Here is a 20,797-nt window from a genome sequence, read left to right as displayed (position 1 = left end):
TCTGATAGCCCGGGCCGAATGGGGTTGATCGGCCCCTCATCACCGCTATGGTCGCGGCGAAACGAGGGAATTGGCCTTGAACTCTTCATCATCCGCGGCCCCGGTCGTCAGCGTCGGCACGGTCAAATTCGGCAACGATCTGCCGATCTCGATCATTGCCGGGCCGTGTCAGCTCGAAAGCCGTCAGCACGCGCTCGAGGTCGCCTCCGCGCTGAAGGAGATCGCCGCGCGGCTGAAGATCGGCCTCGTCTACAAGACCTCCTTCGACAAGGCCAACCGCACCAGCGCCTCGGCGCAGCGCGGCCTCGGCTTGGTGCAGTCGCTCCCGATCTTCGCCGAGATCCGGTCCTCGCTCGGCCTGCCGGTGCTGACCGATGTGCACGATGCCGCGCAATGCGCCGACGTCGCACAGGCCGTCGACATCCTGCAGATCCCGGCCTTCCTGTGCCGGCAGACCGATCTACTTCTGGCCGCGGCCGCAACCGGCAAGGTCGTCAACGTCAAGAAGGGGCAATTCCTCGCGCCCTGGGACATGACGAATGTCGTCGCCAAGATCACCAGCGCCAACAATCCCAACGTGCTCGTCACCGAGCGCGGCGCCTCCTTCGGCTACAACACGCTGGTCTCCGACATGCGCGCGCTGCCGATCATGGCCCGCACGACCGGTGCACCGGTGATCTTCGACGCGACCCATTCGGTGCAGCAGCCGGGCGGGAAGGGTGGATCCTCCGGCGGCGAGCGCGAATTCGTGCCGGTGCTGGCGCGCGCGGCCGTCGCCGTCGGCGTCGCCGGCGTCTTCATCGAGACCCACCCCGATCCCGATCGCGCGCCTTCCGACGGTCCGAACATGGTGCCGCTGCGCGAGTTCGAAGGGCTCATCGCTAAGCTGATGGCGTTCGATGCGGTGACCAAGGGCCAAGCGCACTGATGCACGAGCCCGTGGCCAGGCCGTCGTCCGACCAGAAGTTTCCACCCGCGATCAACATCATCGCGCTTGCGAGCTTCTCGGCGGCGTTGTCCACGCGCGCGCTCGATCCGGTGCTGCCGCATGTCGCGGAGGAATTTTCGATCAGCATCACGACCGCGGCGAGCATCGCGGCCGGCTATGCCCTGATCTACGCGCTGATCCAGCCGATCGTCGGTGCTGCGGCCGATTTGTTCGGCAAGGCGCGGCTGATGACGTTGTGCCTGGCGCTGCTCGGTGTCGCCTGCATTCTGGGCGCGCTCTCGACATCCTTCTCGGGCCTGTTTGCGAGCCGTATGCTCGCCGGCATTGCCTCGGGTGGCGTGTTTCCGGTTGCGCTCGGCCTCACCGCGGACCTCGTCGCGCCGGCGAAGCGACAGGTGGCGATCGGGCGCACGCTGGCGGGGTCGATGACCGGCAATCTGCTCGGCGCGACCGCCTCGGGCATCATCGGCGATCTGGTCGGCTGGCGCGGCGTGCTCGTGATCATCGGCGCGCTCGGGCTGATCGCCGCCGTCGCGGTCGCGGCGGGCTTTCGTGGCGCCGCCCTAACGGCGCCGCCGAAGAGCGATCTGAAGACCTTGCGGCAGGGTTATCGCACCATCCTCGCCAATCCCAACGCCCGCTATTGCTATTCGGCCGTGTTCGTCGAGGGCTGCTGCGTGTTCGGCCTGTTTCCCTTCATCGCCGCCTTGCTGTTCGATCTCGGCGAGACCTCGCTGTCGATCGCGGGCATCGTGATCGCGGGGTTCGCGGTCGGCGGGCTGTTCTACACGTTCACGGTCTCGCGCTTCCTGCCGCGGCTGGGCGTCAAGGGCATGATGATCGCAGGCGCGAGCCTCGTCGCGCTCCAGCTTGCAGCACTCACCCTTGGGCCCGGCTGGAAAGTCCAGTTCGCCATCATGCTGCTGATGGGCTGGGGCTTCTACATGATCCACGGTTGCCTGCAGGTGTTCGCCAGCGAACTGTCGGTCGAGGCGCGGGCGACCGCGATGTCGCTGCACTCGTTCTTTTTCTTCATGGGCCAGACGGTCGGTCCGCTCGCCTACGGGTTCGGGCTTGCCCACACGGGCAAGGCACCGACCCTGGTCGCGAGTGCCGTGCTGATGGTGCTGCTGGGCTTTGCCTGCGCTGCGCTGCTCAAGCCGCGGGCACCGTCCGATGCGCGCGCCTGAGGGCCCGATTTAGCTGCCGATCCCCGTATTTTCCCGTGGGGCGGCGGTAGCCAAACCCCTTCAATCTTAAATCAAATCTCACGCTTCGCTCCGTAGAGTGCCGTCGAACCGCTAGCCGGCGGCAACATCTGTGGATCAGTCGATGCAAAAACAGCGTTCGGTCGCCCGCATTCTCGGGGCGGTGGTTGGGTCTCTCGGTCTCATCCTCGTCGTCATCTGCGCCTACGCCCTGAAGCTGGCGGTGACGCGCTATTTGGACAGCAACCGCATCGTCTCGCTCACGATTGCAAGCCGCGACCTGACCAACACGCTGGTGATCTTTCGCCTGGAGCGCGGTGACACGCTGAGCTATCTGGCCTCGGCCTCGCCCGCGCCCGACAGCGTCATGAGCAGCCTCTCCGAGCAGCGCACCACCGTGCAGAAGAATTACGCGCAGGCCCTGCAGAGCCTCGCCGCGGTCGATGCGCCCGGCCTCAGCGAGAAGCTCGACAAGCTCCGCGGCCTCTGGGCGCAGCTCGAGGAGCTGCGGCCGCGTTCGACCACTGCGCTGAAGCAGGAGAAGGGGGCGCGTGAAGCCAGCCTGCAGCCGAGCTGGGCCAAGATCAGCGACGGCTTCATGGATGCGATCGGCGACGTCACCGCCCATGTCGACAATGCGATGACGCTGATCGACCCCGTGGTCGATCGGCTCCTGATCGCCAAGCAGGCCGCCTGGCAGGCCCGCGCCAATGCAGGCCAGACCATTCTCGTCCAGTTCTCCTCGATCCTGGCCAACAAGACCTGGACCGCCGCGGACGGCGTCACCTTCGCCGATCTGCGCGGTCGCATCCAGCAGTCCTGGCTGGTGGTGCGCGACCTCGGCCCGAACGTGGCCTCGCCCGAGCTGTTGCAGGCGATCCGCACCGCCGAGCCGGAAATCTCCGGCGCGCTCAGCGACGAGCGCAATGCGATTGCGACCAAGCTGCTCGCCGGTGAGCCCGCCGGCGTTGCCGGCATCGACTACCGTGATCGTCAGCTTGTCGGCGCCAACAACGTCGTCATCGTCACGCAGACCGCGCTGGCCAACATGATCTCGCGGGCCGAGGAGGGCGCCTCGCGCGCCCGTTTCACCCTGATCCTGTTCGGTCTCCTGATGCCGGCCTCGCTGGCGCTGATGATCGGTGGCCTGATGCTGATGCGCAACCGCGTGACCCGGCCGTTGACCGCGATCACCGGCGTGATGACGCGCTTTGCCGATCGTGATTTCGCGAGCGACGTTCCGGGCCTCGACCGCAACGACGAGATCGGCCGCATCGCGTCGGCCTTGCAGGTGTTCAAGGAGGCCATGATCAACGCCGAGCGTCTTTCGGGCGATCAGGCGGCCGAGCGCGCCGACAAGGAGAAGCGTGCGAGCGAACTCACGGGGCTGGTGCGGCAGTTTGAAAGCCGGATCGGCCAGATGGTGCAGACGTTGTCGAGCGCCTCGGGCGAGCTGGAGACGACGGCGCGCTCGATGTCGGGCACCGCGGCGGAAGCCCAGGCTCAGGCCGGCTCCGCCTCGACGCTGGCCGACCAGGTCGGCGGCGGCGTGCAGACGGTTGCGGCCGCGGCCGAGGAGCTCAATGCCTCGATCCGCGAGATCAATCGCCAGGTCGAGCAGGCGAGCCGCGCCACCGAGCATGCGGTCGTCACCGTCAGGGAGACCGACAGCACCATGCGCGCGCTCGCCGACGGCGCCGACCGCATTGGCGAGGTCATCGGCCTCATCACCTCGATCGCGGGCCAGACCAATCTGCTGGCCTTGAACGCGACGATCGAAGCCGCCCGTGCGGGCGAATCCGGACGCGGTTTTGCGGTCGTGGCGAGCGAGGTGAAGAACCTGGCGTCGCAGACGGCGAAAGCGACCGAGGAGATCAGCGCCCAGATCACGGAGATCCAGGGCGCGACGCAGAAGGCGGTCTCCGCCATCGACGGCATCGTCAAGACCATCGAGGAAGTCTCGACAATCAATCGCACCATTGCGGCGGCAATCGAGGAGCAGAACAAGGCGACCGCCGAGATCGCCAACACCGTGCAGCACACGGCCGAAGCCACCTCGACGGTGACGCGCAACATCGCAACCGTCTCGTCGGCCGCGAACGAGACCGGCCGCGCGGCCTCCGGCGTGCTGAAGGCGGCCGCCGACCTGTCGAGCCAGTCGTCATCGCTGACGGGCGAGGTCGACAGCTTCATCACCAGGGTGCGTGAGGTGGCCTAAGGCGCTGATCGGAACAGCAGCTGGACACTGAGCCTGCTGCAAACGTGGTCGCCGAACGCGCGAAATGAGCGCGTCGCTGCGCCATGAGGGATATCGAGATTAAGATAAAAGCGAATAGACCGGGGCCGAGGATCGGATCATATTCGCAGGCATCACTTGCGAGGGGCAGGCGGGGGCAGGCAGCAGGGAGCCACCGAATGTACGCCAATATTCTCTTGAGCACCGATGGTTCGGATGTCGCAAGAAAAGGTGTCGAGCATGGAATTGCTCTGGCAAAGGCCTTGAAGGCCAAAGCAACAATCGTCACCGTGACTGAACCGCTGCCGATCGATTTTGGCGGCGGACACGATTCGGGATGGGTTCCGTCGCAGCGAGAGGTTGATAGTTTTGATGCGGCCTGCAGGGAGCGGGCAGGCAAAGTGCTCGATGAAGCGCGAGCCATGGCCGAGCGGAGCGGGCTGTCGGTCGAACTCGTCCACGTCCCCAATGCGCACCCGGCCACTGCGATCGTCGAGACGGCAAAGTCTGGAGGCTGTGACCTGATCGTCATGGCCTCTCATGGGCGGCGCGGCCTCAGAAAGCTGTTTCTGGGAAGCCAGACGTCCGAAGTTCTCGTCAACGGAAGCGTGCCGGTCCTGGTCGTGCCGTAGTCGCCGTCAGGCCTGTCGGCGGCGACGCGCTATTTCGCGCCGTCCGCCGAGATCGGCTCCATGCCGCTCGCGATGATCGCCTCGCGCGCCGCGGGTGAGGAAAGGAACTTGATCAGGGCGCGGCCAGCCTCTTGTTCCTTGGAGACGGTTGCAATCCCGGCCGAGAAGATCGTGATCTGCTGAATTTCCTTGGGCAGGGGGCCGACGATGTCGATGCCCTTCACGGGCTTCAATTCGCTGATCTGCTGGAAGCCAAGCTCGGCCTCGCCGCGCGCGACGATCTCGCCGACCGGCGTTGCCGGAATCTTTCGCGCCTTGTCCTTCATGGCTTCAGCGATGCCGAGCTTGTTGAACATCTCGGTCGAAACGTAGACGCCGCTGGCGCTGTCGGAATAGGCGATCGTCTTCGCCTCCAGCAACGCGCGCTTGACCGCGTCGACCGAGCTGATGTCCGGCTTCGTCGCGCCCGATTTCACGGCGACCCCGATTGGCGACCGCGTCAGGTCGACCTGGCTGCCGGCCACGACCTTGCCCTTGCTGACGAGATCAGTGAGCGCGTAGCCCACCATGATCAGCACGTCCGCCGGCTCGCCCCGCTCGAGCCGGACCGGGATCGCGTTGGCGGTGGTGCCCATCGACGGCCCGTAGGCGGTCAGCACCTTGTGGCCGGTGGCTTTCTCGAACTCCGGCACCAGCGCCTGATAGGCCGCCGTCAGTCCGCCCGAGATCATCACGCGGACCTCGGCAGCCTCCGACGCGCCGGTCAGCCACAGGACGCCGAGAAGGCCCAGGGCAAGCTTCAAGGCAAGGCCACGGAATTTCGCAGACATCGATGTCATCGTCATTGGTCTCCAACTAACCCCGGCCGCGATAGGGCGCGACGCCTTGCTCGGGCACCCACAGGCCCTTCGGTACGCGGCCGGTCTGCCAGAACACGTCGATCGGGATGCCGCCGCGCGGGTACCAATAGCCGCCGATGCGCAGCCATTTCGGTTTGATCTCGGAAGCGATGCGCTTGCCGATCATCACGGTGCAGTCCTCGTGGAAGGCGCCGTGGTTGCGGAAGCTCGCGATGTAGAGTTTGAGCGATTTCGACTCCAGCAGCCATTGGCCGGGCGCGTAGTCGATCATCAGATGGGCGAAATCGGGCTGGCCGGTCACCGGGCAGAGCGAGGTGAATTCCGGCACGGTGAAACGGACCAGATAATCGGTGCCAGCTTGCGGATTGGGCACGCGGTCGAGCTTGGCCTTCTCGGGCGCGTCGGGCCATTCCACGGCACGGCCGAGTTGCAAGCTGGGTGAGTTGTTCGATTTGCTGGGTTTTTTCGACATGAGGCCGCCTCCGGTGCGGCCCTCTTAGCCAATCATCGCCCGGCCGTCACCCGGCCTTTTCCGCTTCGATGCATTGCGGTAGAAGCAGCCGCGAACTGCCCCCTTTGTTCCCCGAAAAGAGGCTCCTCATGACCGCCATCATCGACATCATCGGCCGCGAAATTCTCGATAGCCGTGGCAATCCCACCGTCGAGGTCGACGTCGTGCTGGAAGATGGCGCGCTCGGCCGCGCCGCCGTGCCGTCCGGTGCCTCCACCGGCGCCCATGAGGCGGTCGAGCTGCGCGACGGCGACAAGGCCCGCTATCTCGGCAAGGGGGTCACCAAGGCGGTCGGCGCCGTCAATGGCGAGATCTTCGAGGCCCTGAGCGGCCTCGATGTCGAACAGCAGGCCCAGATCGACCAGATCATGATCGACCTCGACGGCACGCCCAACAAGAGCCGGCTCGGCGCCAACGCCATCCTCGGCGTCTCGCTGGCCTGCGCCAAGGCGGCCGCGAATTCGCTCGACATGCCGCTCTACCGTTACGTCGGCGGCACCTCGGCGCGGCTCTTGCCGGTGCCGATGATGAACATCATCAATGGCGGCGTGCATGCCGACAACCCGATCGACTTCCAGGAGTTCATGATCCTGCCGGTGGGTGCGTCCTCCTTCGCCGAGGGCCTGCGCTACGGCGCGGAAGTGTTCCACACGCTGAAGTCGGAGCTGAAGAAGGCCGGCCACAACACCAATGTCGGCGACGAAGGCGGCTTCGCCCCGAACCTGCCGTCGGCGGATGCCGCGCTGGAGTTCGTCATGAACGCGATCGGCAAGGCCGGCTACAAGGCGGGCGCCGACATCGTGATCGGGCTCGACTGCGCCTCGACCGAGTTCTTCAAGGACGGCAAGTACGTCTATGAAGGCGAAGGCAAGACCCGTTCGGTCTCCGAGCAGGCCAAGTACCTTGCCGACCTCGTCGGCCGCTATCCGATCGTCACGATCGAGGACGGCATGTCGGAGGACGACATGGACGGCTGGAAGGAGCTCACCGACCTCGTCGGCAAGAAGTGCCAGCTCGTCGGCGACGATCTCTTCGTCACCAACGTCAAGCGTCTCGCCGAGGGCATCAAGGCCGGCCGTGCCAACTCGATCCTGATCAAGGTCAACCAGATCGGCACCCTGACCGAGACGCTCGCCGCCGTCGAGATGGCGCACAAGGCCGGCTACACCTCGGTGATGTCGCACCGCTCGGGCGAGACCGAGGATTCGACCATCGCCGACCTCGCGGTCGCCACCAATTGCGGTCAGATCAAGACCGGCTCCCTTGCACGTTCGGATCGCACCGCCAAATACAACCAGCTCCTCCGCATCGAGCAGCAGCTCGGCAAGCAGGCGCTGTACGGCGGCAAGGCGGCACTGAAGGCGCTGGCATAAGCCAGCGTCACCGCGCGAAAGCGCGAAAAACAAGGACAGGGGAGGATCGACATGAGCGACGGCAAGACCGGACTGCAACTGCGTTCGCTGATCAAGACAAGCGGAGAGCTCGAGATCCTGCTTCTGGACGTGCCGACCCCCGAGCCCGCGGACGACGAGGTCGTCGTACGCATCGAGGCGGCGCCGATCAACCCGTCCGACCTCGGCCTGCTCGTCGGCGCGGCCGACATGAGCACGGCCAGGGCGTCCGGTACGAAAGAGGCGCCCGTCATCACCGCGAAGGTGCCTGACGGTGCGATGCGCGCAATGGGCGCGCGGCTCGACCAGTCTTTGCCGGTCGGCAATGAAGGCGCCGGCGTCGTGATCAAGACCGGCTCGTCCGATGCCGCGAAGGCGCTGATGGGCAAGACGGTCGCGATGATCGGCGGCGCCATGTACGCGCAGTACCGGACCCTGAAGGCGAGGGACTGCCAGCCGCTGCCCGAGGGCACGACGGCGGCCGAGGGGGCGTCCTGGTTCGTCAATCCGCTCACCGCGCTCGGCATGACCGAGACGATGCGGCGCGAAGGCCACAAGGCGCTGGTGCACACCGCGGCAGCCTCCAATCTCGGCCAGATGCTGAACAAGATCTGCATCAAGGATGGCATCGCGCTCGTCAACATCGTGCGCAACCAGGAGCAGGCGGACATCCTGAAGAAGATCGGCGCCAAGCATGTCGTCGATTCCAGCAAGCCGAGCTTCCTCGACGATCTCACCAATGCGCTGGTCGAGACCGGCGCCACCATCGCCTTCGATGCCATCGGCGGCGGCAAGCTCGCCGGCGACATCCTCAACTGCATGGAAATCGCGATCAACAAGACGGCGAAGGAATACAGCCGCTACGGCTCCAGCGTGCACAAGCAGGTCTACGTTTATGGCGCGCTCGATATCCGTCCGATCGAATTGCCGCGTGGCTTCGGCATGGCCTGGGGCGTTGGCGGCTGGCTCCTGACCCCGTTCCTGCAGAAGATCGGACCGGCCGATATCGGCCATCTGCGTCAGCGCGTCGTGAGTGAATTGAAGACCACCTTCGCCAGCCACTACACCAAGGTGGTGTCGCTGCAGGAGGCGCTCGATCCCGCCAACATCGCGGTGTACGGCAAACGCGCCACCGGCGAAAAATTCCTCATCAACCCAAATAAATCTTCGTGATCTGCGGCGGCAGCTCAACCAAAAGAGGTCTTGCCTTCTGAGCGAAGCGGGAGATTATTCCGCCGCGTTGAAAGCGGAAAAACCGCAACGCGCTCAGAAGGGGACATCTCCATGACCGATCTCAATCGCCGCCATTTGTTCGCAGGCGCCGCTGCAGTCGGCGCGGCCGCCATCACCGGACTGCGACCAATCGCAACCAATGCCGCGGTGCCGCAAGCCGGCGCGCAGGCGCCGGGCTTCTACCGCTACAAGGTCGGCAGCTTCGAGTGCACCTCGATCAATGACGGTGCGCGCAGCTTCCCGATGCCGGACAAGTTCGTCGTCAACATTCCGAAGGAGGAGGCGCTCGCCGCTGCCGACGCCGCCTACATGCCGAAGGGCATGGTCACTGTCCCGTTCAATCCGCAGTTGATCAACACCGGCTCCAAGCTCGTGCTGATCGATACCGGCAACGGCGTCGCCAATCTCGAGCCCAGCAAGGGCGCCGTCGGCCGCACCCTGCAAAACCTGCAGGCCGCCGGCGTCGACCCGAAGAGCATCGACGTCGTGCTGCTGTCGCATCTGCATCCGGACCACACCAACGGAATCCGTTTGGCCGACGGCTCGTTGGCCTTCCCGAATGCCGAGATCATGGTGCCGGTGAAAGATTGGGAGTTCTGGGCCAGTGAGGAGAACGCGGGCAAGGCCTCCAGCGACATGATGAAGAACTACTTCGCCAACGTGAAGAAGACCTTCGCCGGCATCGAGTCCAAGGTGACGAAGTACGATTGGGGCAAGGAGGTTGTGTCCGGCATCACCTCGATCGCGACGCCGGGCCACACGCCCGGTCACACCTCGTTCGCAGTCGCCTCGGGCGACAACAAGGTGCTGATCCAGTCCGACGTCACCAACATTCCCGAGCTGTTCCTGCGCAATCCGGACTGGCACGTCGCCTTCGACACCGACGGCGCGCTGGCGCAGCAGACCCGTCACAAGTTCTACGACATGGCGGCCGCCGAGAAGGCGACCGTGATCGGCTTCCACTTCACCTTCCCCTCGGTCGGCCATGTCGAGAAGGACGGCGCCAAATATCGCCTGATCCCGTCGGCGTGGAATCCGACGATCTGAGCCGGTTTTCAGATTTGCACGAAGCATCGGGCCGCCGCTTGGCGGCCCGATTGTTTTGGGTGACCATCTGCTTTCGCGAAACTCAGCGTTTCCAAAACGGACCGGTTCATGCACTTGCATCCATTGGCCCGGATCGCTTAAGTGCCGCCCGGCACTTCCCTCTCGGGGTTTCAAGGACAAACCAAGGATAATCTGATGGCCTACAACATCGTCGTGATCGCCGGCAGCCTGCGCAAGGACAGCTTCTCGCTCAAGATCGCCAAGGCGCTCACCAAGCTCGCGCCGGCGTCTCTCAAGCTCGAGGTCGTGACGCTCGAGGGCATCTCTTTCTTCAACCAGGACCTCGAGGGTGCACCGCCCGCCGACTGGCTGGCCTTCCGCGAGAAGCTGCAGAAGTCCGACGGCGTCATCTTCGTGACCCCGGAATACAACCGCGCCATCCCGGGCGTTTTGAAGAATGCCATCGACGTCGCCTCGCGCCCCTATGGCAAGAGCTCGTTCAACGGCAAGCCGGTCGGCATCATCTCGAACTCGCCGGGCCCGCTCGGTGGCGTCAGCGCCGCCAAGACGCTGCAGAACATACTGCCGGGCATTGCCGGCCCGATCCTGCAGCAGCCCGAGATCTATTTGAACGCCGTCGGCGATGCTTTTGATGCCGAAGGCAATCTGACCAAGGAGTCGCTCAAGCCCGTCCTCCAGGCCTATATCGACGCCTACGCAGCGCACGTTGCCAAGCATCACGGCTGATCTAACCGCCCGCGGCCGCAAATTCAGTCCTCATCCTGAGGAGACCGCGTAGCGGTCGTCTCGAAGGATGGCCGCGGGGCAGTTGGGCCTTCATGGTTCGAGACGGCGCTTCGCGCCTCCTCACCATGAGGGTCTGGCGGCCGTTGGGCCGATCGGGTAGGGGCGGTTAGCAGTCCCTTAACCAAGCTGGCCCATCTTGCCAAAATGGTCTCCCGCGCGCGCCTGAAATCGATCCTGACCGGTCTTGCCCTCTATGCGATGGCGGCCGCCATCGTCGGCTATTTCGGGGTCAACGCCTATACCGGCAAATACGGCCTCAACGCCCGCCAGGAGCTCGACCAGGAGATCATCGCGCTGACCAGCGAACTGGCGCAGCTCAAGCGCGAGCGCGCCCGGAGCGAGCAGCGTGTCTCGCTCTTGCGCACCGAGAAGATCGATCCTGACATGCTGGACGAGCGGGCCCGGTTCCAGCTCGACTATGTCAATCCGCACGATCTCGTTCGGATGATCCCGCAAAACTAGCGTTTTCCGCTGCATCCGAAACGGCGCGCGAAAGCCGTTCCCACTTGTTCCGAAAGTCGTAGAGCCGCGCCCGGTTGCCGCCTTGACGCCGATATGGCGGGGCAGGCATTCCTTGTCCGGGCGCCATGCCGCCGAAGGTTGACGGAGATCAATCGGGTTGTGCGAGGCGCCGCCTAGACTGCCTTCCGGAGGAAACGGTGATGGATGGGTCAATGCCCCGGCATCACGCGGCTCGTGTCGAAGCCGCCATTGCATCAGGCCAGGCGGCTCGCTCCGCGCTCGTGGCCTCGTGGCGCCGTTCGTCGCGATTGCATCACCTCGATCCCGCTGGCCGCGGCCTGCCGCTGCGGCTGAGCGAGGCCGAGTTGCGGCAGGCGCGCGAGCGCATCGCACCGCTGCTCGCCGCCGCGCAGGGCGCCATGGACCGGCTCTATCAGGCGGTCGGTGCCGCCGGCTGCTGCGTCTTGCTCGCAGACGGTGAGGGGGTCCCGGTCGATCGCCGCGGCACGCCGGCCGACGACGCGACGTTTGAATCATGGGGCCTGTGGACCGGCGCGCTCTGGAGCGAGGAGCACGAGGGTACCAACGGCATCGGCACCTGCGTGGTCGAGCAGCGGCCACTGACGATCGACCGCGATCAGCATTTCTTCACGCGCAACACGCTGCTCAGCTGCACGGCGGTTCCGATCTACGACCACGAGGCGGTCTTTGCCGGCGTGCTCGATGTCTCCTCCTGCCGCGCCGACCGCACCGACGCCTTCTCCAATCTGATCGCGCTGGCGGCCGGCGATGCGGCGAAGCGCATCGAGGCCGATATGTTTCGCCGCGCTTTCGCCCATGCCCGCATCGTGCTGACGCAAGGCGCGGACGGCCAGTCCATCGGACTCGTCGCGGTCGATGCGGACGATCTCGTGATCGGTGCGACCCGGACGGCGAGGGCGGGGCTCGGGATTGCGCCGGGCCGCCCCTTGCAGCCGATGCCTGCGGCCGACCTGCTCGGCGGCGAACCTGCGCAAGACCATCTCGCTGGCGGGCAGCGCGCGGTGCTGCAGCGAGCATTGTTGCGGGCCGGCGGCAACGTGTCGGCCGCCGCAAAAGCCCTCGGCGTCAGCCGCGCCACGCTGCACCGGAAGCTGAATCGGTTCGAGCTGAAGCACTGACTGTCGCAGAACTGCGACAGGTCGGCCCGGCCATCGCTCCCGCCCGGGCTGACAGAAATCACCTCTCGCGAGATCGTCGGCGCAAGTCGTGAACACACGACGATTTGCGCAAACATCAACATCGGGAGTGATCAATGAACAAGGTAGAATTCCTCGGCGTCACCCAGAGTCCGTTCGCCGAACGCTATGACAATTTCATCGGCGGCAAATTCGTCGCCCCACACTCTGGCAAGTATTTCGACAACGCCTCGCCGGTGACCGGCAAGATCGTCTGCAAGATCGCGCGCTCCGACGCGCAGGACGTCGAGGCGGCCCTCGATGCCGCCCATGCCGCCAAGGCCGCGTGGGGACGCACCAGCGTCGCCGAGCGCGCCGCGATCCTCAATCGCATCGCTGACCGCATGGAGGAGAATCTCGAACGGCTCGCGGTTGCCGAGACCTGGGACAATGGCAAGCCGATCCGCGAGACCCGCGCCGCCGACCTGCCGTTGGCCATCGATCACTTCCGCTATTTCGCCGGCGTGGTGCGCGCCCAGGAAGGCTCGATCGGCGAGATCGACCACGACACCATCGCCTATCATTTCCACGAGCCGCTCGGCGTCGTCGGCCAGATCATCCCCTGGAACTTCCCGCTACTGATGGCCTGCTGGAAGCTCGCGCCTGCGCTTGCCGCCGGCAATTGCGTGGTGCTCAAGCCGGCCGAGCAGACGCCGGCCTCGATCATGGTCTGGGCCGAGATCATCGGCGATCTCCTGCCGCCGGGCGTGCTCAACATCGTCAACGGCTTCGGCCTCGAGGCCGGCAAGCCGCTCGCTTCCAGCCCGCGTATCGCCAAGATCGCCTTTACCGGTGAGACCACAACGGGCCGGCTGATCATGCAATATGCCAGCCAGAACCTCATTCCGGTCACGCTCGAGCTCGGCGGCAAGTCGCCGAACATTTTCTTCAACGACGTCACCGCCGAAGACGACGATTTCTTCGACAAGGCGATCGAGGGGTTCGTCATGTTCGCGCTGAACCAGGGCGAGGTCTGCACCTGTCCGAGCCGCGCGCTCGTGCACGCCGACATCTACGACCGCTTCATGGAGCGGGCGCTGAAACGCGTCGCCGCGATCAAGCAGGGTGACCCGCGCGCCGCCGACACCATGATCGGCGCGCAGGCCTCGAACGACCAGCTGGAGAAGATCCTCTCCTACATCGACATCGGCAAGCAGGAGGGCGCCAAGGTGCTGGCGGGCGGTGCGCGCGCCGAGCTCACGGGCGATCTCGCCGGCGGCTTCTACGTCCAGCCGACGGTGTTCGAAGGCCACAACAAGATGCGGATCTTCCAGGAGGAGATCTTCGGTCCCGTCGTCTCCGTCACGACCTTCAAGACTGACGACGAGGCGCTCGCGATCGCCAACGACACGCTGTACGGCCTCGGGGCCGGCGTCTGGAGCCGCGATGCCAATCGCTGCTACCGTTTCGGCCGGGCGATCCAGGCCGGCCGGGTCTGGACCAATTGCTACCACGCCTATCCCGCCCATGCCGCGTTCGGCGGCTACAAGCAGTCGGGCGTCGGGCGCGAGACCCACAAGATGATGCTCGACCACTACCAGCAGACCAAGAACTTGCTGGTCAGCTACAGCCCGAAGAAGCTCGGTTTCTTCTAGTCGGCAGGTTTCGATTGGGAAGGCACAGGCGGCGTCATCGCGGCGCCGCCTGTGTACATCGGCTACCGCTCGCCCCGCCGTCATCCATCTGTCAGAGTCTTGAGACAAGACGACAGCCCCGATCGCACAAAGTGCGATGCCAGGCACAGACGGAGGCGCGGCCATGACGACCAATCCCTTGCAGCGGAAGATTCATACCGGAGCATTGCTGCTCGGCGCGGCGGCCCTGGCGTTGCTTGCACCCTCGATCGCCTTTGCGCAGGCGGCGCCATCAGGCGCCAAACCTTTCCTGACCGTCGACGGAAAGGCGCCGCTGATCCTCGGACATCGCGGCGTGCCGGGACTGGTGCCCGAAGAGACCGAGGCCTCCTATGACCTCGCCGCCGCGCTCGGCACCGACGCGCTCGAAGAGGACCTTCACCTCACCAAGGATTGCGTGCTGGTTGCACGCCACAACCCCTGGCTCGCCGACAACACCAACGTGGCCGAGGTGGCCAAGACCAATGCGGCGGTCGCGGCCCGCAAGCGCACGGTGCCCGGCGTGCGCGTCAAGGCACCGGCTGCTGCCGGCACGCCCACGGACTATCTCGTCGATCTCACCGATCCGGCAGATCCCAAATCGGTGCTGAAGTCATTGATCGTCGACGGTGAGGATCACACCAACGACTGGTCGATCACCGATTTCACCATGGCCGAGCTGAAGGAATGGATCGGCGGCACCACCTACGATGCGGCCAATGAGCGGCCGAAGCTGTTCAACGGCAAATTCCCGGTCATCAGCTTCCAGGACATCCTCGACATCGCCAAGGCCAAGAGCAAGGAGACCGGGCGGTCGATCCTGGTCTATCCGGAAACCAAGAACCCGACCTGGAACAATGCCCAGGCCATCGCCAATGGCTGCGGCGCGCCCGGCAGCCATCCGCTCGAGGATGCCCTGATCAAGATCATCAAGGACAACGGCCTCAACACCAAGGACGCGCCGATCCTGGTCCAGAGCTTCGAGCCCGGCAGCCTGAAATATATGCGCAGCCATGGCCTGGAGACGCGGCAGGTCCAGCTCGTCGACGGCAACGGCATCGACTTCAAGACCGGCAGGGTCCTGCTCAACAACATCACCAATTCCCGTCCGTTCGACTGGACGGTGGCCGGTGATGCGCGCCTTTATGATGCGATGCTGACGCCTGCGGGCCTTGCCGAGATCAAGACCTATGCCGATGGCATCGGTCCGTGGAAGGCTTATATCGTTCCGCTCAAGATCGCGCCGTGGAAGGATACCAATGCCGACGGCACGCCCTATAAGGGCTCGACGCCGGAGGCATCGACGCAGGAGGCAACCAGCCTGATCGCCGACGCGCACAAGCTCGGCCTGTTCGTCCACGTCTTCACGTTCCGCAACGAGAAGAAATATCTCGCGGCCGACTATCACGCCGATCCCGCTCTGGAATATCTCAAATTCTTCCGTCTCGGCGTCGATGGGGTCTTCACCGACTTCACCCATACCGGCGTTGCCGCCCGCGCGGCTTATCTGCGCGAACTCGGCTGGTAGTCGCCCGGTACGAATCGAACAGGCATCGGGGCCCAGCGCCCCGAGATATGCGTGTCCGATGTCGTTGCCTCGTCTGCGTGCAGAGCTCTCGTTGGCGCGGAGCAAATGTTGCCTGATCCGCGCCAAAGGTTTTGCAAAATTTCGGCCACGTTGCAGTGCGGCATAATGAAAGTCGCGTCATGCCGCTGCGGTGCTTTCACACGCGATTGAGTTAGGTTAGAGAGGACCTAGATTTCTCTGACCCGGAATTCCCATGGCCGCACCCAAGAAAGCCGCCGCAAGCGCTGAGCAGGACAAGACCAACGGCGGTTCGCCCCCGGAGTTCACCAAGGAGCAGGAGCTGAAGGCGCTCCGCGACATGCTCCTGATCCGGCGGTTCGAGGAGAAGGCCGGCCAGCTCTATGGCATGGGCGCGATCGGCGGCTTCTGCCACCTCTATATCGGCCAGGAGGCCGTGGTAGTTGGCATGCAGATGGCCCTGAAGGAGGGCGATCAGGTCATCACCGGCTATCGCGATCACGGACATATGCTCGCCACCGGCATGGAGGCCAACGGCGTGATGGCCGAGCTGACGGGGCGCCGCGGCGGCTATTCCAAGGGCAAGGGCGGCTCCATGCACATGTTCAGCAAGGAGAAGCATTTCTACGGCGGCCACGGCATCGTCGGTGCGCAGGTCTCGCTCGGCACTGGTCTCGCCTTCGCCAATAATTATCGCGGCAATGGCAATGTCAGCGTCACCTATTTCGGCGACGGCGCGGCCAACCAGGGCCAGGTCTATGAGAGCTTCAACATGGCGGAGCTCTGGAAGTTGCCGGTGATCTTCGTCATCGAGAACAACCGCTACGCCATGGGTACCTCGGTCTCGCGCGCCTCGGCGCAGCAGGATTTCTCCAAGCGCGGTGCTTCTTTCAACATTCCCGGCAAGCAGGTCGACGGCATGGACGTCCGCGCCGTCAAGGCGGCGGGCGAGGAGGCGGCGGCCTGGTGCCGCGCCGGCAAGGGCCCCTTTATCCTTGAAATGCAGACCTACCGCTATCGCGGCCACTCGATGTCCGATCCTGCGAAATACCGTACGCGCGAGGAGGTCGAGAAGGTCCGTCACGACCAGGACCCGATCGAGCAGGTGCGCAACCGCCTGCTGGCCGCCAAGGTGAGCGAGGCCGATCTCAAGGCGATCGACGCCGAGGTGCGCGACATCGTCAACGCGTCTGCCGACTTTGCCCAGCATGATCCCGAGCCGGATGCCGCCGAGCTCTGGACCGATATCTACCGCTGAACGCGCGCAAGCTTTCTTTTGGAGTCGATATGCCAATTCAAGTGCTGATGCCCGCGTTGTCGCCCACGATGGAAAAGGGCAACCTCGCCAAATGGCTGAAAAAAGAGGGTGAGACGATCAAGTCCGGCGACGTGATCGCCGAGATCGAGACCGACAAGGCCACGATGGAGGTCGAGGCGACCGACGAGGGGACGCTCGGCAAGATCCTGATCGCCGAGGGCACCGCCGACGTTCCCGTGAACACGCCGATCGCGACCATTCTTGCCGACGGCGAGAGCGCGGCCGATCTCGCGAAAGCACCTGCGCCGGCAAAACCGGCCGCGGAGGCTGCTGCACCCGTCGCTGCCAAGGCCGAGGCGCCCGCAGCGAAGGCCGCGCCTGCGCCGCAGGCCGTCGCCGAGCCCGATCCGGAGGTGCCCGCCGGCACCGAGATGATCACCCAGACCATCCGCGAAGCGCTGCGCGACGCCATGGCTGAAGAGATGCGCCGCGACCCCGACGTGTTCGTGATGGGCGAAGAGGTCGCCGAATATCAGGGCGCCTACAAGGTCACCCAGGGCCTGCTTCAGGAGTTCGGCGCCAGGCGCGTGATCGATACACCGATCACCGAGCACGGCTTCGCCGGTGTCGGCGTCGGCGCCGCGATGACCGGCCTGAAGCCGATCGTCGAGTTCATGACCTTCAACTTCGCCATGCAGGCGATCGACCAGATCATCAACTCCGCGGCCAAGACGCTTTACATGTCCGGTGGCCAGATGGGCTGCTCGATCGTGTTCCGCGGGCCCAACGGCGCGGCTGCGCGCGTCGCCGCCCAGCACAGCCAGGATTATTCGGCCTGGTATTCGAACGTCCCGGGCCTGAAGGTCGTCGCGCCGTTCTCGGCCGCCGACTACAAGGGCCTGCTCAAGGCCGCGATCCGCGATCCCAATCCGGTGATCTTCCTCGAGAACGAGGTGCTGTACGGTCACACCGGTGAGGTGCCGAAGCTCGATGATTTCATCGTCCCGATCGGCAAGGCGCGCATCGTGCGCGCCGGCAGCCATGTCTCGATCATCTCCTGGTCGAACGGCATGACCTATGCGCTGAAGGCGGCCGACGAGCTCGCCAAGGAGGGCATTGAGGCCGAGGTGATCGACCTGCGCACGCTGCGTCCGATGGACACCGAGACCATCATCAACTCGGTCAAGAAGACCGGCCGCGCCGTCACGGTGGAAGAGGGCTGGGCCCAGAGCGGCGTCGGCGCCGAGATCGCCGCGCGCATCATGGAGAACGCGTTCGACTACCTCGATGCGCCGGTTGCGCGTGTCTCCGGCAAGGACGTGCCGATGCCCTACGCCGCGAACCTGGAGAAGCTCGCACTGCCTTCGGCTGCGGAAGTGGTCGAGGCCGCCAAAGCCGTCTGCTACAGGTAGGCCATGTCGGGCCCGAAGGAGCAGCCACTGCCGCCCGACGTCATCGCCCGCGACGATGCGGTCGAGATCCTGCGCGTGTTCGTGCTGGATGGCGGGCTGTCGATGGCGTTCCAGCGTGCCTTCGAGGAGCCCGACATGTGGGGCCTGCTGCTCGTCGATCTCGCCCGCCACGCCGCGCGCGCTTATGCGCGCGAGAGCGAATACAGCGAGGAGGACGCGCTCGGCCGGATCCTCGAGATGTTCCAGGCCGAGATCGAGCGGCCGACCGACACCGGCACCACGACGCCGCGGGCAAAGGGGCACTGACCGTGGCTGTCGAATCCCACCACTACGATCTCATGCTGGAGGCGATCCGCGAAGCGGAGGCCTCGATCGCGCAAGGCGGCCTGCCGATCGGCGCTGTCCTGGCGCGCGACAACAAGATCATTGCCCGCGGCCACAACAACCGCGTGCAGGAGAACAATCCGATCCTGCACGGCGAAATGAGCTGTCTGCGCGAGGCCGGTGCGATCTCGTTCCACGACACCGTCATGTACACCACGCTGTCGCCATGCTCGATGTGTGCCGGCGCGCTCGCTTTGTTCAAGGTCAAGCTCGTGGTGATCGGAGAATCCGTCACCTTCGAGGGGTCCAAGGACATTCTCGACAAGTTCGGGATTCCCTGGATCGACCTTGCCGACGATCGCTCCATCACCATGATGAAGAATTGGCGTTCCATCCCTGCCAATGAGCGCCTGTGGCAAGGCGACATCGGCAACTAAACCTGGTCTGTTCGTCTTCACTTTCGAAGACGACGTTTTGAGAAGTTCTTCGTGAGGTCAGCATGCCCATCAACATCCTGATGCCCGCTCTTTCGCCGACGATGGAGAAGGGCAGCCTCGCCAAGTGGCTGAAGAAGGAAGGCGACAAGGTCAAATCCGGCGATGTCATCGCCGAGATCGAGACCGACAAGGCCACTATGGAGGTCGAGGCCATCGACGAGGGCACGATCGCCAAGATCCTCGTGCCGGAGGGCACGCAGGACGTCCCGGTCAACGACGTGATCGCGGTGCTCGCCGGCGAAGGCGAGGACGTGAAGGCCGCGGGCGCCGCCAAGCCCAGCGCGTCGGCCGCGCCGCCCAAGGCCGCTGAAGCTCCTGCTGCCGCGCCCAAGGCTGCGCCGCCCGCCGCGGCTGCGCCGCAGGCTGCTGCTCCCGCCGCACAGAGCAACGGCCATGGCGGCCGCGTGTTCTCATCGCCGCTGGCCCGCCGTATCGCCAAGGAAGCCGGCATCGATGTCGGCATGGTCACCGGCACCGGCCCGCATGGCCGCGTGGTCGCGCGCGACGTCGAGCAGGCCAAGTCCGGCAAGGGCCTCAAGGCGCCCGCCGCGGCGCCGTCCGCCGGCGCGCCTTCGATCGCACCGACCATGTCGGACAAGCAGATCCTGTCGCTGTTCGAGCCGGGCTCCTACGACATCGTCCCGCATGACGGCATGCGCCGCACCATCGCGCAGCGCCTGACCGCCTCGATCCAGAACGTCCCGCATTTCTTCCTCACGATCGACTGCGACATCGGCAAGCTGATGGCTGCGCGCGAGGAGATCAACGCGGCCGCGCCAAAGGACAAGGAGAAGAAGCCGCTCTACAAGATCTCGGTCAACGACTTCGTCATCAAGGCGATGGCCGTCGCGCTGCAGAAGATTCCGAACTGCAACGTCAGCTGGACCGAAAGCGGCATGGTCAAGCACCACCATTCCGACGTCGGTGTCGCCGTGGCGATGCCGGGCGGCCTGATCACGCCGATCATCCGCAAGGCCGAGACCAAGACGCTCTCGACCATCTCCAACGAGATGAAGGATTTTGCCGCGCGCGCCCGCTCGCGCAAGCTGAAGCCCGAGGAATACCAGGGCGGCACCACCGCCGTTTCCAACCTCGGCATGTACGGCATCAGCCACTTCACCGCGGTGATCAACCCGCCGCACGCGACGATCCTCGCGGTCGGCACCAGCGAGGAGCGCCCCGTCGTGCGCGGCGGCAAGATCGAGATCGCCCACATGATGAGCGTGACGCTGTCCTGCGATCACCGCGCCATCGACGGCGCGCTCGGCGCCGAGCTGATCGGCGCCTTCAAGCAGCTGATCGAGAACCCCGTGATGATGATGGTCTGACGCGGGGAGGGCGAGGTGCATGCGGACGCGATGGCCCTGGATTTCAGTGCTGCTCGCGATCGCGATCCTCGTCAGCCCGATCGGCCGCGAGGTCATCCACGACGCGTTTCTCTCCGGCGAGCAGCTCTCGCGAAACATCTCCCAGCCGATCTTCTTCATCGGTTTGGCTATCCTGGCCTTCATCGTCGCGCTCGAATGGCTGGTCAGGTTTTTAATTTCCAGACGCCGCGCCCGCGGCGCAACTTCTTAAGTTGAACGGGAGCCGC

20 protein-coding genes are annotated in these 20,797 nt (G+C 64.9%); 18 read left to right on the top strand and 2 right to left on the bottom strand.

Annotated elements, in window-relative coordinates:
• Nucleotides 1-76 precede the first annotated feature (76 nt).
• From kdsA to NLM31_RS24215, 4 genes are all read left to right on the top strand, one after another.
• Nucleotides 77-928, top strand: a complete 852-nt coding sequence (gene kdsA / locus NLM31_RS24230) for a 3-deoxy-8-phosphooctulonate synthase (protein ID WP_254131746.1) — start codon at nucleotides 77-79, stop codon at nucleotides 926-928.
• Entirely contained in the window at nucleotides 928-2,139 is a 1,212-nt protein-coding gene (locus NLM31_RS24225; protein WP_254193913.1) for an MFS transporter, read from the top strand. The genes kdsA and NLM31_RS24225 overlap by 1 nt, the downstream gene beginning before the upstream one ends.
• Nucleotides 2,140-2,281: 142 nt before the next feature.
• Nucleotides 2,282-4,375 carry a methyl-accepting chemotaxis protein gene (locus tag NLM31_RS24220; RefSeq protein WP_254193912.1) on the top strand — a complete coding sequence of 698 codons (2,094 nt, stop codon included), beginning with the start codon at nucleotides 2,282-2,284 and terminating at the stop codon, nucleotides 4,373-4,375.
• Between the two features lie 197 nt (nucleotides 4,376-4,572).
• Nucleotides 4,573-5,025 carry a universal stress protein gene (locus tag NLM31_RS24215; protein ID WP_254131743.1) on the top strand — a complete coding sequence of 151 codons (453 nt, stop codon included), beginning with the start codon at nucleotides 4,573-4,575 and terminating at the stop codon, nucleotides 5,023-5,025.
• Between the two features lie 29 nt (nucleotides 5,026-5,054).
• Here the strand turns inward: NLM31_RS24215 and modA are convergent, their stop codons facing one another.
• Both modA and queF read right to left on the bottom strand, forming a co-directional pair.
• Nucleotides 5,055-5,864 carry a molybdate ABC transporter substrate-binding protein gene (gene modA / locus NLM31_RS24210; RefSeq protein WP_254193911.1) on the bottom strand — a complete coding sequence of 270 codons (810 nt, stop codon included), beginning with the start codon at nucleotides 5,862-5,864 and terminating at the stop codon, nucleotides 5,055-5,057.
• A 16-nt stretch (nucleotides 5,865-5,880) separates the two neighbouring features.
• Nucleotides 5,881-6,357 (bottom strand): preQ(1) synthase, encoded by a 477-nt coding sequence (gene queF / locus NLM31_RS24205; RefSeq protein WP_254131741.1) that lies wholly within the window; start codon nucleotides 6,355-6,357, stop codon nucleotides 5,881-5,883.
• A gap of 128 nt (nucleotides 6,358-6,485) precedes the next feature.
• Between queF and eno the strand changes: the two genes are divergently transcribed.
• From eno to NLM31_RS24135, 14 genes are all read left to right on the top strand, one after another.
• The gene (gene eno / locus NLM31_RS24200) at nucleotides 6,486-7,769 is read left to right on the top strand and encodes a phosphopyruvate hydratase (RefSeq protein ID WP_254131740.1); all 1,284 of its coding nucleotides are present in this window, start codon (nucleotides 6,486-6,488) and stop codon (nucleotides 7,767-7,769) included.
• A 51-nt stretch (nucleotides 7,770-7,820) separates the two neighbouring features.
• Entirely contained in the window at nucleotides 7,821-8,960 is a 1,140-nt protein-coding gene (locus NLM31_RS24195; RefSeq protein WP_254193910.1) for a zinc-binding dehydrogenase, read from the top strand.
• A 111-nt stretch (nucleotides 8,961-9,071) separates the two neighbouring features.
• Nucleotides 9,072-10,067, top strand: coding sequence for an MBL fold metallo-hydrolase (locus NLM31_RS24190; RefSeq protein ID WP_254131736.1), 996 nt, complete (start codon nucleotides 9,072-9,074; stop codon nucleotides 10,065-10,067).
• Nucleotides 10,068-10,262: 195 nt separating this feature from the next.
• Nucleotides 10,263-10,814 (top strand): NADPH-dependent FMN reductase, encoded by a 552-nt coding sequence (locus NLM31_RS24185; RefSeq protein WP_254193909.1) that lies wholly within the window; start codon nucleotides 10,263-10,265, stop codon nucleotides 10,812-10,814.
• A 204-nt stretch (nucleotides 10,815-11,018) separates the two neighbouring features.
• Nucleotides 11,019-11,336: a septum formation initiator family protein gene (locus NLM31_RS24180; protein ID WP_027529774.1), complete on the top strand. Its 318-nt coding sequence runs from the start codon at nucleotides 11,019-11,021 to the stop codon at nucleotides 11,334-11,336.
• A gap of 200 nt (nucleotides 11,337-11,536) precedes the next feature.
• Nucleotides 11,537-12,496, top strand: a complete 960-nt coding sequence (locus NLM31_RS24175; RefSeq protein ID WP_254193908.1) for a GAF domain-containing protein — start codon at nucleotides 11,537-11,539, stop codon at nucleotides 12,494-12,496.
• A gap of 134 nt (nucleotides 12,497-12,630) precedes the next feature.
• Complete coding sequence (adh, locus tag NLM31_RS24170) at nucleotides 12,631-14,148, top strand: aldehyde dehydrogenase (protein WP_254193907.1); 1,518 nt, start codon at nucleotides 12,631-12,633, stop codon at nucleotides 14,146-14,148.
• A 163-nt stretch (nucleotides 14,149-14,311) separates the two neighbouring features.
• Complete coding sequence (locus NLM31_RS24165) at nucleotides 14,312-15,694, top strand: glycerophosphodiester phosphodiesterase family protein (protein ID WP_254131731.1); 1,383 nt, start codon at nucleotides 14,312-14,314, stop codon at nucleotides 15,692-15,694.
• A gap of 253 nt (nucleotides 15,695-15,947) precedes the next feature.
• Nucleotides 15,948-16,970 (top strand): pyruvate dehydrogenase (acetyl-transferring) E1 component subunit alpha, encoded by a 1,023-nt coding sequence (gene pdhA, locus NLM31_RS24160; protein WP_254193906.1) that lies wholly within the window; start codon nucleotides 15,948-15,950, stop codon nucleotides 16,968-16,970.
• A 29-nt stretch (nucleotides 16,971-16,999) separates the two neighbouring features.
• The gene (locus NLM31_RS24155) at nucleotides 17,000-18,382 is read left to right on the top strand and encodes a pyruvate dehydrogenase complex E1 component subunit beta (protein ID WP_254131729.1); all 1,383 of its coding nucleotides are present in this window, start codon (nucleotides 17,000-17,002) and stop codon (nucleotides 18,380-18,382) included.
• A gap of 3 nt (nucleotides 18,383-18,385) precedes the next feature.
• Complete coding sequence (locus NLM31_RS24150; RefSeq protein WP_254131728.1) at nucleotides 18,386-18,688, top strand: DUF5076 domain-containing protein; 303 nt, start codon at nucleotides 18,386-18,388, stop codon at nucleotides 18,686-18,688.
• A gap of 2 nt (nucleotides 18,689-18,690) precedes the next feature.
• Nucleotides 18,691-19,143: a nucleoside deaminase gene (locus tag NLM31_RS24145; RefSeq protein ID WP_254193905.1), complete on the top strand. Its 453-nt coding sequence runs from the start codon at nucleotides 18,691-18,693 to the stop codon at nucleotides 19,141-19,143.
• 62 nt (nucleotides 19,144-19,205) lie between these two features.
• Nucleotides 19,206-20,531, top strand: a complete 1,326-nt coding sequence (locus NLM31_RS24140) for a pyruvate dehydrogenase complex dihydrolipoamide acetyltransferase (RefSeq protein ID WP_254193904.1) — start codon at nucleotides 19,206-19,208, stop codon at nucleotides 20,529-20,531.
• A 46-nt stretch (nucleotides 20,532-20,577) separates the two neighbouring features.
• Nucleotides 20,578-20,781, top strand: a complete 204-nt coding sequence (locus tag NLM31_RS24135; protein ID WP_309143701.1) for a hypothetical protein — start codon at nucleotides 20,578-20,580, stop codon at nucleotides 20,779-20,781.
• Nucleotides 20,782-20,797 lie beyond the last annotated feature (16 nt).

Origin of the sequence: Bradyrhizobium sp. CCGUVB4N (assembly GCF_024199945.1) — a bacterium.
Classification (GTDB): Bacteria; Pseudomonadota; Alphaproteobacteria; order Rhizobiales; family Xanthobacteraceae; genus Bradyrhizobium.
Note: the sequence above shows the minus strand (reverse complement) of the source record. Positions and strands in the feature narration are given on the sequence as shown.

Coding starts and splice junctions, on each gene's coding strand:
- NLM31_RS24175 (WP_254193908.1), top strand. CDS start 11,537: ATGGATGGGTCAATGCCCCGGCATCACGCGGCTCGTGTCGAAGCCGCC.
- NLM31_RS24155 (WP_254131729.1), top strand. CDS start 17,000: ATGCCAATTCAAGTGCTGATGCCCGCGTTGTCGCCCACGATGGAAAAG.
- NLM31_RS24195 (WP_254193910.1), top strand. CDS start 7,821: ATGAGCGACGGCAAGACCGGACTGCAACTGCGTTCGCTGATCAAGACA.
- pdhA (WP_254193906.1), top strand. CDS start 15,948: ATGGCCGCACCCAAGAAAGCCGCCGCAAGCGCTGAGCAGGACAAGACC.
- modA (WP_254193911.1), bottom strand. CDS start 5,864: ATGACATCGATGTCTGCGAAATTCCGTGGCCTTGCCTTGAAGCTTGCC.
- NLM31_RS24215 (WP_254131743.1), top strand. CDS start 4,573: ATGTACGCCAATATTCTCTTGAGCACCGATGGTTCGGATGTCGCAAGA.
- NLM31_RS24140 (WP_254193904.1), top strand. CDS start 19,206: ATGCCCATCAACATCCTGATGCCCGCTCTTTCGCCGACGATGGAGAAG.
- NLM31_RS24220 (WP_254193912.1), top strand. CDS start 2,282: ATGCAAAAACAGCGTTCGGTCGCCCGCATTCTCGGGGCGGTGGTTGGG.
- NLM31_RS24180 (WP_027529774.1), top strand. CDS start 11,019: ATGGTCTCCCGCGCGCGCCTGAAATCGATCCTGACCGGTCTTGCCCTC.
- NLM31_RS24165 (WP_254131731.1), top strand. CDS start 14,312: ATGACGACCAATCCCTTGCAGCGGAAGATTCATACCGGAGCATTGCTG.
- NLM31_RS24190 (WP_254131736.1), top strand. CDS start 9,072: ATGACCGATCTCAATCGCCGCCATTTGTTCGCAGGCGCCGCTGCAGTC.
- NLM31_RS24150 (WP_254131728.1), top strand. CDS start 18,386: ATGTCGGGCCCGAAGGAGCAGCCACTGCCGCCCGACGTCATCGCCCGC.
- NLM31_RS24225 (WP_254193913.1), top strand. CDS start 928: ATGCACGAGCCCGTGGCCAGGCCGTCGTCCGACCAGAAGTTTCCACCC.
- eno (WP_254131740.1), top strand. CDS start 6,486: ATGACCGCCATCATCGACATCATCGGCCGCGAAATTCTCGATAGCCGT.
- queF (WP_254131741.1), bottom strand. CDS start 6,357: ATGTCGAAAAAACCCAGCAAATCGAACAACTCACCCAGCTTGCAACTC.
- adh (WP_254193907.1), top strand. CDS start 12,631: ATGAACAAGGTAGAATTCCTCGGCGTCACCCAGAGTCCGTTCGCCGAA.
- NLM31_RS24185 (WP_254193909.1), top strand. CDS start 10,263: ATGGCCTACAACATCGTCGTGATCGCCGGCAGCCTGCGCAAGGACAGC.